Raw genomic sequence first — 14138 nt, 5'->3', positions numbered from 1 at the left:
GTCAGGATGCTAGGTCTGTGAGGATGGATTTGAGCACGTGGGTCTCGTCGTGCAGGCGGCACAGATGGGCCGTGTCTACCGGCCATCCGCGTTCGGTGATGGCCACATAAAGGGCGCGGACGAGGGCGAGGTCCTCGATCGTGTCGACCGAGACATCGAAGTCGGGACGTCGCAGGGCATCCGGGAAATCGACCGTGTGGCAGCGGAAGCGGTCGAGATGATCGCGGATGAAGACGGTCACGTGCTCTCGGTCACGCGGCGTCGTTTCGGCGGCAGCATTGAGCTGGCGCAGTACAGCGGTCTCGACGACCTCGGCGCGCAGGCCCTTGGGCAGGTGTCCGGCGCTGGGGCGGGTATAGTCGGCGCGTTCGGCCTTGTGCTCGGCCACACAACGGGCAATCACGGCAGGATCGCGGAAGGGGCTGTCCGAAGTGATGCGCACGAGCGTGTCGGCGACGGTCTCGTCGGCGACCAGGAGGAAGCGCGACAGCACATCCTCCTCGGAGCCGCGAAAGACAGGGATGCCCTCGCGTTCGGCCAGCGTGACAACCGCGTCATCATCGGGATTGGTGGTGGTGGCGATGACGAGTTCGTCGACGCCGTCGATCATGCGCAGCTGACGGCACTGATAGGCCAGCAGCGACACGTCGTCATGCAGCGTCTCGAGTATCTTGCCCGGCAGGCGGTTGGAGCCGGTGCGGGCCTGGATGACGGCGACTGTTCGGGTCACGCTCGCGTCTCCTCGGTCGGCGGGATTTCGATATCCTGCCAGGTTCGAACCATACGTGTCGGAGCGTAAGGCGGAAAGGTTGACGGGATATGGCCGGACAGGTGTTCACGCCCGGCCAGCATGCGAACAAGCAGGGCGGGAACATTCAGTCCGGCGAGGGTCATGAGATAGCCAAATCCCCACATTCGCGGATTGATCTCGAGCAGATAGGGCGGCGCGCCCTTGGTCGGGCGTTTCAGCTCGACCGCGGCCAGCCCATGCCAGGGGCCGGACGCTTGCAGCACGGCGATGCCGGCAGCCATGAGTCCGGGGTCGTCGACGGTCTCGCCAGCCACTGCGACGCCGCCGCTCGGCGGGTTGGTCTGGAGTTTTCGGTGCAGGGTCGAGACGACCAGATCGCCACGATTCCACAGGGAGCCGATCGTGTAGACCGTGTCCGCCCCGCCAGGGATGAGTTGCTGGACCACACACGGGCCGTGCTCGGCGGCGGTTTCGCGCCAGATCGCGACGAGTTCACCGGCATTGGCCGGATAGCTCACCCCGCGGGCACCGCGCGATGTGCGCGGTTTGACGACACAGGGAAAGCCGCCATCCCAACGTGCCAGTTCTGTCTCGCTGGAGGGCTGCAGCGTCTGCGGATGCGGCAGGCCAACCTGTCTGACGCGGTCGAGCAGCAAGCCCTTGTCGATGCCGAAGGCAATAACGTCCGGTTCTGCGACCGGCACGCGCAGCCCGGCCTCACTCCAGGCCCGGGCGACCGGGGCGAGGGCCGCGACTTCCGCTTCCGAGCCGGGAATGACGATGTCCAGCCCGCGCGCTTCGCACAGGGCGCGCACGGCCTTTCGGTAGGCGTCTGGGTCCGCAGCCGATGGCAGGATGGCGCGTTGCGTGCCAGGCTCGTACAGCCCACCGGCGAGCGGGTTGATGTCGGCCGCGACCAGGACAAGGTCCGGGTCGGCCCGGCGCAGCGAGCGCAGCGTGCCCAGGCCGGGTGGTGCGCCGACGCCGGTCACCAGCACGCCGGTCGAGAGAGCAGCGAGGCTCATGAGGCGCGCCATTGATCGAGCGAGCGGCCGAGCAGGTCTTCAAGCGCGACGATCTCCGGCTCGAACTGCGCCTGCAGGCGCGCCCGGGTGGCGGCGTTCATCGGCGGGATCGACACCTTGCTGTCATCGATTGGTGGATAGACCCCGTCGGCACTGGTCGCGCCGGAAACACCGCTGACCGGCGCCACGAGTTCGGCGTGCAGGGTTTCAAAGCTGACGCCGTCACGGTGATCATGGGCGCCATCCAGAACGCTCATCTTTGAGCGCGGAATGCCGCCGGTATTATAGCGCGCCTCAACGGTCACCGGCACATCGGCATCAATTTCCAGGAAGTCGAATATCCGCCGCACCGTGCCCGGACCGTCCTGGTCGAGCTCGTCCTGCAGCAGGACCAGCATGTCGCTGAAACGGTCGCGATATTCGCGCAACCGCCCGGCATAGCGACCGGTATCGGCATAGAGCCACTGGAAGCCCCAATTGGCCGCGATCCGTCGCGGCTCGTCGGCGAGGGCTTTCTCGAAGGAATAGAATTCGGCGTCGCGGCGGACATTCTGCAGATAGTGCGACCAGGTGCGATCAACGGGATTGCGCAGAATGGCGATGATCTTCGTTGCGCTGCCGCAATAGGTCAGGATGCGGCGGGCCGCGATCGGGGCATAGGCGTAATAGTCGGGCGAGACATCGCCGATCCGCGCCTCGCCCTCATAATCTGCGAACAGGGCCTGGTAGTCGCTGACATCGGGAGCGGTGTCGAAATGGTAGAAGTCCGGCCAGTAGACCGAGCCATCGCCGACCCCGGAAAAAAAGCGGCCTTCCTTGCGGACCTTCGACAGGAAGACGTCGCGATGCTGGCTCAGATAATGGTAGAGCGAGGTCGTGCCGGATTTGGGGGCGCCGATGACCAGGAAGTTCGGCCAGACCTGGTCTGCGCCCCGGGTCCGATTGGTCGTGCTGATGGGGTCGCGGGTCATGCCGTTCGCCTCTGCCTTTGCCGTGCAGCCGCGCGAATCACTGCCGCACGCACATTCAATGGACCTGTTGCAGCTTAAGGATTTACTGCGATTCTTGCCGGACTGCGGCGGCCAGGCCGATCAGGTGCCGCGCGACCCGCGCGGCGCCCGCGCCATCGACCAGTGCCTGGCCGGTACGCGCCATCATGGTCCGGTGTTCCCTGTCGAGCACGAGCGCGTTGAGCGCGCTGTCGAATTGCCGGTCAAAACCCGGATCATCCGGGTTGAGACTGATGCCCAGGCCCACGCTCTCAAACTGTTCGGCGCGCTCCAGCTGGTTGGGGGCGATGGGCACGCACAGGGCCGGCAATCCGGTCGCTGCGGCTTCATGCAGGGTTGTGCCGCCGGCGAGAATGCCGATATCGGCCCGGCGCAGTGCCTCGGCGAGGGGCGGGATCGTTCCGGTCGCCGCCGGGCCGCGCCATTCGACGTCCAGTGCACCGAAGGCGGTCGACAAACGGTCCCGGATCCGGGCCAGAACCGGCGTGGTCGTACCGCCCAGCGATAGCAGGATGCGCGTCGCCCGGTCCGCCACCAGGCGCGCAGGCAAGCCCTGGTAGGCTTTTGACAGGAGCAGGTATTTCGGGCCACTCAGCGTTGCGGCGCCGGACGGGGAGAGGGCGGGCAGGAAGCCCTGCCTGACGTGCAGGTCCGGTACCGCGCCGTGCAGGAAATTTCCGATCAGGCTGACATGCCGACCGCCGGCGCGCAGGGCAGCAACCCGGTCCGGCTCGGTGACTTTCCAGTCCGCCACGACATGCTTGATGGCCAGACGGTCCAGCGCCGGAACAAGTTCCGCCTCGCTGCCGAGCGTGATGCGTTTGATGCCCGGATCGAGATCGGCCGGTTGGTGCTGCGGTGTGGTGGTCAGCCAGACGACCTGTGCCCCCTCGGCCAAAAGCGCATTGGCCAGGGCGCCGCAGCGCATGACATGGCCCAGACCGATCGAGGTCGATCCGTCGGTGCGGATGGCCAGTCGCAGGCTCATCGATCAGCCCCGGGACGTGGCGAGCGCGGCGAGCTCTTCGGCCACGCGCTTCATGGTGTTATCCCAGTCCCGGAAGCCGGAACCGAAGAAGGAACGGGTCTGCGGATACCAGTACTGGCGGTCGGTGCCGAGCAGGGTCCAGGTCGAGGAGCGCGCATGGATAAACCACACCTTGCCGCCACAGGCGGCAGCCAGGTTTGAGGTCGCATTCATCGGCCCCAGTACCAGATCGCAAGACGAGGCATAGGCGGCCACCTTGTCGAGATCCATTTTCAGATCGATTTCAGTCGGCTGGTGAAGCGTGACCCCGAAGCGTTCCCGGGCCAGTGCCAGCTCGTCCTCGACCTTGCCGTATTGCAGGTTGATGAAGTCCACGCCGGGTGTTTTCAGCACACCTTCCCAGGCATCAAAGGCCGAGAAGAAGCGCGAGCGGCGGGCATTCATGTTCAGCGATTTCCACAGGATGCCGACTTTCAGCCCGCTGCCAAACCCGTCGATCTGGGCCCGGAAGCCGGATTTCAGCGCCGGATCCGGGACCAGGAAGCCCGCATCGGTCGGGTAGGCGTCGAGGCTGTTGCGGAAGGACCGCAACGGCGTGGCCATCGGGGTCCAGAAATCGGCGCCGTCTTCCAGCCTGGGAACGACGCGAACATCGCGACCCTCGACATTGGCCGACATGTGGTGGCCGACCACGGCTTGCGGGAAAGAACGTTTGACCAGCGGCATCAACCGGTATTCGCAGGCGATGCGCAATTCGCCCCCGGACCCTACCGCGTCCAGCAGGTCCTTGACGATATTCATGAAAATGACTTCATCGCCAAGCCCTTGCTCGCCAACCAGAAGCAGGGTCTTGCCGCGCAATTGCTCCGGCCGAGTGCCATCCCACATCGGCGCCTTCATGGTGAAAAGCGTGGCCTGGGCGCGATTGGGGTTGAGCCGGCTCTCATTGGCAGCCCAGCCTTCCTCGATCCGGCCGGCGGCCAGCAGGACCATCGAGCGGCCATGCCGCATCGTGGCCTCTTCCATTGCGTCGGCCGGGTCTTTCAGCGCCGCGTCGAAATGCGGGATCGCCAGAGCCGGCTCGCCCAGCAATTCATGGATATTGGCCATATTGTTGTGGGCGCGGCCATAGTCAGGCTTCAGGCGAAGCGCCTCTTCATAAAAGGTGCGGGCCTGTATCGGGTCGCCACTGTCATTGATGACCGTGCCCATCGAGTTCCAGAGCTCATAATTGTCCTGGTGGGCATAGATCGCGGTGCGCAGGATCTCGATCGCTTCCTCGAACTTGCCGGCATCGCGCAGCACGCCGCCCAGATTGATCGCGGCATCGACGGCGGTCGGCGCGAGCCGGTATTGCAGGCGGTAGAATTTCTCCGCCGCGTCGAGCATGTCGAGCTTCCAGGCGACCAGACCGAGCTTCTGGTAAATCTCGGCATCCTTCGGATCGATCTTCCAGGCGGCCTCGAAGAAATCGAGCGCACGTGACAGGCGACCCAGATTGTACAGCATCAGCCCGAGCACATGATTGGTCAGCGCCATGTCGGGCGCCAGCAGCCACGCCCTGTGAGCCAGCCGCGCGGCCGCGACATTGTCGCCCTCGGCCGAGGTCTTCATGGCCCGCTTGGCGAGGGCGGCGACTTTCTGGAAGGTTTTGCGGCGGCCTGGCGGCAGGCGGTCGAGATGGGTGTCCACACGCACGGCCTGCGTGCCGAGTAGCACGGCGTCGCGGGTTTCGTTTTTCTCGATTTCGGCCTCGGCGGAAATTTCCGCATCAAGGTCGAGCACTGTGGCGTCCTGCATGGTTATCAATCCTGCCTCGATTCTGGGGGCCAAGGCAGGGGATTCGCTTTAAGAACTCGCTAATATTCGATGACGGGGGCCGATCGGGCCGGAAACCTTTTCTTCACCCCGTATTGGCAACCTGCAGCCCGTGAACGTCATCGATCGTTTCACTTGTGGACCGGAGGGACCCCATGCCGCTCAAAATCTCGCTCAAACCCGGCGAGAAGTTTGTCCTGAACGGAGCCGTTGTCGAAAACGGTGATCGTCGGGCCAATCTTGTGCTGCAGAACAAGGCTTCGGTGCTCCGCGAGAAGGACATCCTGCAGGCCGAGGATGTCGATACGCCTGTGAAGCGGATCTATTTCCCGATCATGATGATGTATCTGTCGGACAAGAATGATGACAGGCTCTATGACGAGTTCGTGCTCCGCATGAATGAGTTCATGGGCGTTGTCTCGGCGCCGGAACTGCTCGCCCTTTGTGTCAATGTCAGCCGTGATGTGATGGCCGGCGAGCACTACAAGGCGCTGCTCGGTTGTCGCAAACTCATGACCTACGAGGCCGAGAGGCTTAGCTGATGTCCCTTCAAGCCTACCAGAAAACCTCCGCTCGCGCGGAAGACCCCCGTGCCACCGAATACCGGCTCTTTGCCCAGGTGACGCGCTCCCTGATGCACGCCAAGACGCTGCCGATGGACGCGGTTCGCGACCGGGCTGCGGCCATCGACTGGAACCGCCGCGTCTGGAGCAATCTGGCGCTCGATTGCGCCAGCCAGGACAACAAGCTGCCGGAAGCACTGCGAGCGGCGATTATCTCGTTGTCCATCTTCGTGTCCAAGCACGGCAGTTTTGCGATGCGCAATCCCGAAGCGATCGACGATCTGGTCGATATCAACCGGACCGTCATGCAGGGTCTGATGCCCCAGGCGAGCGCCGGCGCAGAGCAGGCCGCAGGGTAAGATCTGCCCGCTCGGCAATAACAGGCAGGCAAGAACAGGCACCTTCCCCGGAAGGTGCCTTTTTTAATATCCTAAAACACTGATTTAAAACGCTTTATGGCGTGCCCAAAGCGGCACGCCCCTTGCGATGTGTCTCGCGGGCAAAACGCTCACGGCTGAAAAATTCGGCTTTAAATGCATCCAGAATGGAGAGCAAAAAATGGCACTTTCTGTCAACACCAACGCTGGGGCGATGATCGCCCTGCAGAATCTGAACAAGACGAACATGTCGATGAATGAGGTTCAGAACCGCATCAATACCGGACTGGAAGTGGCCAGTGCGAAGGACAATGGTGGTGTCTACGCCATTGCACAACGCATGCGCTCCCAGGTCGCCGGCTATGGTGCGGTCTCGCAAAGTCTGGACCTCGCAACATCGGTCACCGACGTAGCCCTGGCTGCCGGTGAGGCGATCTCCGATATTCTCGTCGAAATGAAGGAAAAGGCGCTCGCGGCATCTGATGCATCGCTTGATGCAGCCTCCCGAACGGCCCTGAACGAAGACTTCAAGGCCTTGCGGGATCAGATCGCCACGATCACCTCGAATGCGGAGTTCAACGGCACCAACCTGATCAATGGTACGGTGACGTCGGTTTCCGCGCTGGCCAATTCGGACGGCTCCAACACGATCACCATCTCTGACCAGAATTTCACTCTGGCAGGCGGTACCGTGACGGTGGCGGCCGCGGCCTCCTTCGCTTCGGCTGGTGACGCATCCACGCTTGTCACCACGATCGAGACGTCTCTCGACAACCTGAACACCGCTCTGGCCAAGTTGGGTACTGCTTCAAAGTCCCTGGAAATCCACAAGGACTTTGTTTCGCGGCTCACCGACACGCTGGAGCAGGGGATCGGCAACCTGGTCGACGCCGACCTGGCCAAGGAAAGCGCACGGCTCCAGTCGCTGCAAGTCAAGCAGCAGCTGGGTGTCCAGGCTCTCTCCATCGCCAACCAGGCGCCGCAGACCATCCTGTCGTTCTTCGGCTAAGTTCGTCCGGCCGGGATCGCCCTCGTGGCGATCCCGGTCATTTTTTTCAGTTTCGCCAGCGCTGGCGAACAGTCATGTCCAAATTCGGCCATTAACCTGATATTAATCATAAAATCTTGCCGACCGGCAATATTTTCCTAGCGGAATCCGCCATTTGATAGGCAAATCTTGCCGGGCAAAAGGTTACCGGGGAAGGTTTGACTCGGCAAAAACATCCCGGCGAATCACGCGACTCGGAGTTAACCCTAGCGGTCAATAGGCAAGTGGCACCGCGCTTGCTCTTTCCTTGGCAGGGTCAGAAGACCCGGCGGGCAGAACGTCCGTATGTCACCAGAACGGAAAGGGCCAAGAAATGGCTACAATCAACACGAATGCCGGCGCCATGGTTGCGCTGCAGAACCTCAATCAGACCAATCGCGACATGGAACAAGTCCAGAGCCGCATCAACACCGGTCTGGCTGTTGCGTCTGCCAAAGACAATGGCGGCGTCTACGCAATTGCCCAGAAGATGCGTTCCGACGTCAACGGCTATGCCGCGGTCGGCAATTCGCTGGATCTCGCGGCTTCGACAACCGACGTGGCTCTGGCCGCTGGTGAAGCCATCGGCGATATCCTGATCGAGATGAAGGAAAAGGCCCTGGCCGCTTCCGACTCGTCGCTGGACACCGCGTCGCGCACTGCGCTGAACGAAGACTTCAAGGCGCTTCGCGACCAGATCACGACCATCGTCGACAATGCCGAGTTCAACGGCACGAACCTGATCAACGGTTCGGTGACGTCGATTTCGGCCCTGGCCAATGCCGACGGCTCCAACACCATCACCATCTCTGACCAGAACTTCTCTCTGGGTGGTGGCTCGGTGACCGTGGCCGCGACCGCTTCCTTCGCGTCTGCTGGCGATGCGTCCACGCTCGTCGGTACCATCGAAACCTCGCTCGACAACCTGAACGCATCGCTGGCCAAGCTCGGCACTGCGTCCAGCTCGCTCGAAATCCACAAGGGTTTCGTCGGCAAGCTGTCTGACGCCCTGGAAAAGGGTATCGGCAACCTGGTCGATGCGGACCTGGCCAAAGAGAGTGCGCGTCTTCAGTCCCTGCAGGTCAAGCAGCAGCTTGGCGTCCAGGCACTGTCGATTGCCAACTCGGCACCCAGCACGATCCTGGGTTACTTCCGTTAATCACGGATTGGGTAGCGGAGCCTGGCTCCGCTACCCGCTTCCGCGGTTGGCGCGAGGATTTAGCGAGGCGATGATGCCTCCGCGTCAGCGAGTAGGACAATGGCAGAAACGGGGTTCAATCCTAGATCCGTTCCCGTGGCACCGATCAGCGAGAACAGGGATACATCATCCGACCGCCCACGGGAGACTGCGGCGCGGGTCGAGCCCGTTGAGAAAGCGGACAAGCCGGCGACCGACACACCGCAGCAGCGCGAACAGCGCGCCGAGGACATTGAGCGCCTGGCCCGGGAGGCGTTGAAGAATTCCCGCCTGAAAATCCTGCAGGATGAAAACTCGGGTGATTACATCTATCTCATGGTCGACCAGGACACCGGCGAACAGATCCGCCGCTGGCCGCCGGAAAAGCACGGCGACTTGATGGAATACCTGCGTACCAAGACCGCCGGACTGCTGGACGCAAAAGCGTAGCGCAACACCTCTCCACACATTCCCGAGATGCACCCGTGGCGTCGCCGCGGGCTTTTTGATCAACCGATGGGTCTCAAACGGCCGGTGCAGGCCGTGAGCTGGGCGCTGGCAGGTTTGGTCATGGCAGCCGAGACCGGGTTGACCCGGGGCACGCCGGCGCTTCGGAATACCGGTTTCACCAACCTGCCGGGCGGCGCCTTGGCGCATGGCAGCGCGCCGGCGATGCGGGCCCGGTTCAGCCCACTCCGGTGGCGGCCGCGTCTGACGTGAACCGGGGACGCGCTGCGTGTGGCCGGTCTGCCCGATGGCCGGGCCCGATCGGGCTGCCGACCCGGCAAAAATTGACCCCCCGGGCACATGTGTCCCGGCAATGCGGGGCAGAACGGCGCAAGCCTTTCCCGGAAAACTGTTATCAAACATCTGACTTGAAAGGCTTTTATCGACCGTGCCAAAACGGCACGCCTCTTGCGCATGTCTGCTTGAACAGCCGCTGAAGGGCGGTGATTGAGAACGCGGGAGAATGTCGCATGACTATGAGCGTCCACACCAATACCGGAGCGATGATCGCTCTGCAGAACCTGAACAAGACCAATGATGACATGCTGGGCGTTCAGAACCGTATCAATACCGGCCTGAAAATCTCCGGTGCCAAGGACAATGCTGCGATCTACGCCGTTGCCCAGGGCATGCGTGCTGACATCCGCGCCCTTGAAGCCGTCCAGAGCGGGCTCGACCGGGCCTCGACGATCGGTGATGTCGCCCTGGCTGCCGGCGAATCCATCTCGGACCTTCTGGTCCAGATGCGCGAGAAGGCCACAGCCGCCATGGACCCCTCGCTCGATACCTTCTCGCGCGCCGCCTATGACGCCGACTTCAAGGCCCTGCTGGACCAGATCAGCGGCATCCTTCAGAATGCCGAGTTCGATGGTGCCAATATTCTCGACGGCTCGATCACGAGCGGCATTGAATTCCTCGCCGACGCCGACGCGGCCCGTTCGGTCACGCTGAAATCGCAGGACATGTCGATCGGTGGAACCATTCTCACCATCGCAGCGACCGCCAGTCTCGGCTCGGTCACGCTGGCGACGAACGCCGTTGCCGCGATCAAGACCTCGCTGGAAAACGTCAACCAGGCGCTCGCCAATCTCGGCTCCGACACCAAGAAACTGGAAGCGCACTCCAATTTCGTTGGGAAATTGATGGACTCGCTGACGCGCGGTGTCGGTGATCTCGTCGATGCCGACCTCGCGGTCGAAAGTGCGAAACTGCAGGCCTTGCAGGTCAAGCAGCAGCTTGGTGTGCAGGCGCTGTCGATCGCCAACGGTCAGCCGCAGATCATCCTCAACCTGTTCGGCGGTTAAACCGCCCACCCACCTCCACCACCACGGCGCGGCCCCGGATTTCCGGGGCCGTTTCCGTTTGCGCGACTCAATCCATCATTTCCGGCATGATTTGCGGTGAGTGCCCGGCTGTCCGGCGCCACCCCCTGGAGCGTCACACATGGCCCAGCACTATCTGCCCTACGGGCGCCAGTCGATCGACGAGAGCGATATCGAGGCCGTCATCGAGGTGCTGCGCGGTGACTGGCTCACAACCGGCCCGACGATTGACGCGCTGGAAGCGGCTTTTTGTGAGGCGGTCGGTGCCGAGCACGCTGTTGCCTGTTCCAACGGCACGACGGCGCTTCACCTGGCCCTGGCGGCGCAAGGTGTGGGGCCGGGGGATGTCTGCATCGTGCCGGCGGTGACCTTCATGGCGACCGCCAATGCGGCGCTCTATTGCGGCTCGGACGTTGTCTTTGCCGATGTCGATCCGGACACCGGGCTCATGACACCCGACACGCTTGACGACGCGCTCGGCCGGGCCGGCGGCAAGGCGCGTGTTGTGTTGCCGGTTCATCTGGCCGGCCAGTGCGAGGCCCTTGACCGGATGGCGATGCAGGCCGAAGCCGCCGGCGCGGTCCTCGTCGAAGACGCCTGCCATGCGGTCGGTTCGCGCTGGCAGGGTGAGCCGGTCGGCAATTGCCAGCATTCCCGCGCCGCGACCTTCTCCTTTCACCCGGTCAAGACGATTGCCGCGGGCGAGGGGGGCATGGTGACGACGGGTGATGGCGAACTGGCGCGGCGCATGCGCCTGTTGCGCAGTCACGGCATTGAGCGCGATCGGTCCCGCCATGAACGCCAGGCCGGTGAGCCCTGGTGGCACGAGATGCAGGCGCTTGGCTGGAATTACCGGCTCAGCGACATCCAGGCGGCACTGGCCCTGTCACAGCTGAAACGGCTGGGCCAGTTTGCCGAACGGCGCAGCGCGCTGGCGGCCGCTTATGACGCGGCGATCGCGGCGGCCAATATCCCGGTCTCGGCGCTGGCAAGGACGGCGGATTGCGATCCCTGTCTCCACCTCTATCCGGTGCGCATCGATTTCGAGGCGCTCGGGCAGAGCCGGACGAGCGTGATGGCGGCGCTGGCCGCGCGCGGTGTCGGCAGCCAGGTTCACTACATTCCGGTGCCGGACCAGCCCTATTACAGGGCACGCTATGGCGAGCAGGACCTGCCGGGCGCGCGCCGCTATTACGCGCGCACCCTGTCCTTGCCGCTCTATGTCGGGATGACCGATGAGGATCCGGAATTCGTCGTCGGGGCGCTTGCCGACGTGCTGGCAGGCTAGGCCGCCGCCGCCATGCCGATCAGTTCGCGCAGGGCTGCCCCGGTGAGCTGTTCCGGATTGGTGTTCGAGGCGTAGGCAAACCCGTCCGGTACCAGATGTCCGCCCGAGGCGAGATAGCGCGCCGTCACCTTGGCGCTGTGCGCCGGCAGGATGGCGAAACGGTCGTCCAGCTCGATCGTGGTGCGGGCATCGTCTTCCGGGATCATGATCTCGTGCAGCTTTTCGCCGGGACGGATGCCGATCACCTTGTGCGGCAGGTGCGGGGCCATGGTACGGGCGAGGTTGGCTGTGCTCATGGACGGAATCTTCGGCACGAAGATCTCGCCGCCACGCGCCATGGACAGGCTGGACAGGACGAAATTGACGCCCTGTTCGAGCGTGATCCAGAAGCGTGTCATGCGCGGGTCCGTGATCGGCAGCTCCTTGGCGCCGCTGTCGATGAGACGGCGGAAATAGGGAATGACCGAGCCGCGTGAGCCGACGACATTGCCGTAGCGCACGACCGAGAAGACCGGACCGCCTTCACCGCCCATGTGCTGGGCGGCGGTGAATATTTTATCCGCCGCCAGTTTCGAGGCGCCGTAGAGATTGATCGGGTTGGCGGCCTTGTCGGTCGACAGGGCGCAGACATGTTTGACGCCGCGCTTGATGGCGGCACGGACCACATTCTCGGCACCCATGACATTCGTCTTGATGCATTCGAACGGATTGTATTCGGCGATCGGGACATGCTTCAGCGCCGCGGCATGAATGACGATGTCGACATCGCGCATGGCCTGGTCGAGGCGCGATTCATCGCGCACATCGCCGATGAAATAGCGCAGGAAGGGATAATCGCCGGGCGAAAAATCCTGAGCCATTTCATACTGCTTGAGCTCGTCGCGCGAGAAGATGATCAGCTTTTTCGGCTTGTATTCGGCGCAGATGGTCTCGGTCAGCTTGCGGCCGAACGAGCCCGTCCCGCCGGTGACGAGAATGGTTTTGCCGTCGAGCGGCATGCGCGGATCGAGGAAGGAGCGTTGGTTCATCATTTCCTCGAAAGGCGTTTCGGGCGCTGTCTTGTCCGACATGCTGGGCCTCGCGATTCGTATCCAGTGACCGACGCTGCGCCGCCAAGGTTAACGGTGGGTTAGGCCTGTCATGCCGGCGCCGAGGCTAGCAGATTTTTCGGCCGGTGCGCACTACGTCCGAGGCAGCATGATCATGCAAGTTGTCTCGATCGTATTTACCTTGTCTCGCAACACTTTATTCGTGTTTCAGGTCCAGTCTCGGCAATCAGGAAAAAAGGATTCTCGCCGTGAGCGTGATCGGGTTGAATGTCGGGCTTCTGACGGGGTGGTACAATTCACGTATCAGCACCTCGCTCGCCTCGTCGACTGCATTGTCGTCGAGCGGCGCGGCCGGCCGCAACCAGGCACCCAAGGCGCCGGCTCCCTGGGAGGTCGGCTCGCCAAACATGATGACGCTGGAGGAGATGAGCCGCAAGGTTCTCGCCAACGGCGTCTTTTTCAATAATCCCGACCGTGAATTCTCCGGCCTCGATGCCCCCGATGATCACAAGCAGCTCTTTTCGCTGCACCAGGGCCTCAAGCGCCTCGCCTCCCTGGCCGAGGAGGCCAAGGAGAAGACCACGACGGACTTCCGCCGCGATTTCCTCAACAAGAGTTTCCAGTCCGGTCTGGCCCAGTTCGACGGTTTCTTTGACGACATGGATCTGGAGAGCCTGACCCTTTTGAAGGGCGAGGAGCTGACCAAGGTCGAGAGCCAGGTCGCGATTGCGCGCGGCACCTCGCAATACAAGACCGACACCATCCACAGCGGCGATTTCGATGCCGAGGTCGCCAGCCTGACCGGCGATGTCCAGTTCTCGATCTCGGTGAAGAAGAGCGGCGTCACCCAGACGATCAATATCGACCTGGCCGACATGGGCGCGACGACGCGCAATCTCGACAATATCTCCGATCACATCAACACGCAGCTCGAAGCCGCCGGTGTGATCACGCGCTTCGAGCGCACCAAGATCGGCGAGAAGAATGATGTCGGTGTCGTGCCGGGAAACAATTACGGCTTCCTGATCGCCGGCGTTTCGACCGAGACCGTGTCCTTCTCCGCGTCGGCTGCCGAACCGGCCCTCTACATGGCCGGTGTCTCGGGCATCAATGACAGCGCCGGCGGGCAGGTGGTGAAGCTGACCGATCTGGCCAGCGGCGATCCGCAGACCGGCTACACGACCCGTTTCAGCGCCGACCCGAGTGAGACCGAAGTCGCGGTCGTTGGCGGCGAGG

At 62.9% G+C, this 14138-nt stretch carries 13 protein-coding genes and 1 pseudogene; 8 read left to right on the top strand and 6 right to left on the bottom strand.

Annotated features, from left to right (window positions below):
* Position 1 precedes the first annotated feature (1 nt).
* From QZZ02_RS14165 to QZZ02_RS14145, 5 genes are all read right to left on the bottom strand, one after another.
* Entirely contained in the window at positions 2-730 is a 729-nt protein-coding gene (locus QZZ02_RS14165; RefSeq protein WP_291845340.1) for a hypothetical protein, read from the bottom strand.
* A complete protein-coding gene (locus tag QZZ02_RS14160; protein WP_291845339.1) occupies positions 727-1776 on the bottom strand; it encodes an ATP-grasp domain-containing protein in 1050 nt (349 codons plus the stop codon). Before QZZ02_RS14160 ends, QZZ02_RS14165 begins: the two co-directional genes overlap by 4 nt.
* Positions 1773-2747, bottom strand: a complete 975-nt coding sequence (locus tag QZZ02_RS14155) for a sulfotransferase (RefSeq protein ID WP_291845338.1) — start codon at positions 2745-2747, stop codon at positions 1773-1775. Before QZZ02_RS14155 ends, QZZ02_RS14160 begins: the two co-directional genes overlap by 4 nt.
* 82 nt (positions 2748-2829) lie before the next feature.
* Entirely contained in the window at positions 2830-3774 is a 945-nt protein-coding gene (locus QZZ02_RS14150; RefSeq protein WP_291845336.1) for a hypothetical protein, read from the bottom strand.
* 3 nt (positions 3775-3777) lie between these two features.
* Positions 3778-5574 (bottom strand): tetratricopeptide repeat protein, encoded by a 1797-nt coding sequence (locus QZZ02_RS14145; protein WP_291845334.1) that lies wholly within the window; start codon positions 5572-5574, stop codon positions 3778-3780.
* 173 nt (positions 5575-5747) lie between these two features.
* Here QZZ02_RS14145 and flbT point away from each other — a divergent pair, with 173 nt between their 5' ends.
* The 7 genes from flbT (at position 5748) to pseC (ending at position 11853) form a co-directional block, all read left to right on the top strand.
* Positions 5748-6134 carry a flagellar biosynthesis repressor FlbT gene (gene flbT, locus QZZ02_RS14140; RefSeq protein WP_291845331.1) on the top strand — a complete coding sequence of 129 codons (387 nt, stop codon included), beginning with the start codon at positions 5748-5750 and terminating at the stop codon, positions 6132-6134.
* The gene (gene flaF / locus QZZ02_RS14135) at positions 6134-6514 is read left to right on the top strand and encodes a flagellar biosynthesis regulator FlaF (RefSeq protein ID WP_291845329.1); all 381 of its coding nucleotides are present in this window, start codon (positions 6134-6136) and stop codon (positions 6512-6514) included. The genes flbT and flaF overlap by 1 nt, the downstream gene beginning before the upstream one ends.
* Positions 6515-6713: 199 nt before the next feature.
* The gene (locus tag QZZ02_RS14130) at positions 6714-7541 is read left to right on the top strand and encodes a flagellin (protein ID WP_291845328.1); all 828 of its coding nucleotides are present in this window, start codon (positions 6714-6716) and stop codon (positions 7539-7541) included.
* 352 nt (positions 7542-7893) lie between these two features.
* A complete protein-coding gene (locus tag QZZ02_RS14125; RefSeq protein WP_291845327.1) occupies positions 7894-8718 on the top strand; it encodes a flagellin in 825 nt (274 codons plus the stop codon).
* Positions 8719-8817: 99 nt separating this feature from the next.
* Positions 8818-9186, top strand: coding sequence for a flagellar protein FlaG (locus QZZ02_RS14120; RefSeq protein ID WP_291845325.1), 369 nt, complete (start codon positions 8818-8820; stop codon positions 9184-9186).
* A gap of 527 nt (positions 9187-9713) precedes the next feature.
* A complete protein-coding gene (locus QZZ02_RS14115) occupies positions 9714-10547 on the top strand; it encodes a flagellin (RefSeq protein WP_291845324.1) in 834 nt (277 codons plus the stop codon).
* 139 nt (positions 10548-10686) lie between these two features.
* On the top strand, positions 10687-11853 hold the full coding sequence (gene pseC, locus QZZ02_RS14110; protein WP_291845323.1) for a UDP-4-amino-4,6-dideoxy-N-acetyl-beta-L-altrosamine transaminase: 1167 nt from the start codon (positions 10687-10689) through the stop codon (positions 11851-11853).
* Here pseC and pseB read toward each other — a convergent pair.
* A complete protein-coding gene (gene pseB / locus QZZ02_RS14105; protein WP_291845321.1) occupies positions 11850-12923 on the bottom strand; it encodes a UDP-N-acetylglucosamine 4,6-dehydratase (inverting) in 1074 nt (357 codons plus the stop codon). The genes pseC and pseB overlap by 4 nt on opposite strands.
* Positions 12924-13150: 227 nt before the next feature.
* Here pseB and QZZ02_RS14100 point away from each other — a divergent pair.
* Positions 13151-14138 (top strand): annotated as a pseudogene (locus QZZ02_RS14100) (hypothetical protein); the annotation flags it as partial.

Origin of the sequence: Maricaulis sp. (assembly GCF_015665295.1) — a bacterium.
GTDB lineage: Bacteria > Pseudomonadota > Alphaproteobacteria > Caulobacterales > Maricaulaceae > Maricaulis.
The sequence above is the reverse complement of the archived record's forward strand: the minus strand, read 5'-3'. Positions and strand labels throughout refer to the sequence as shown.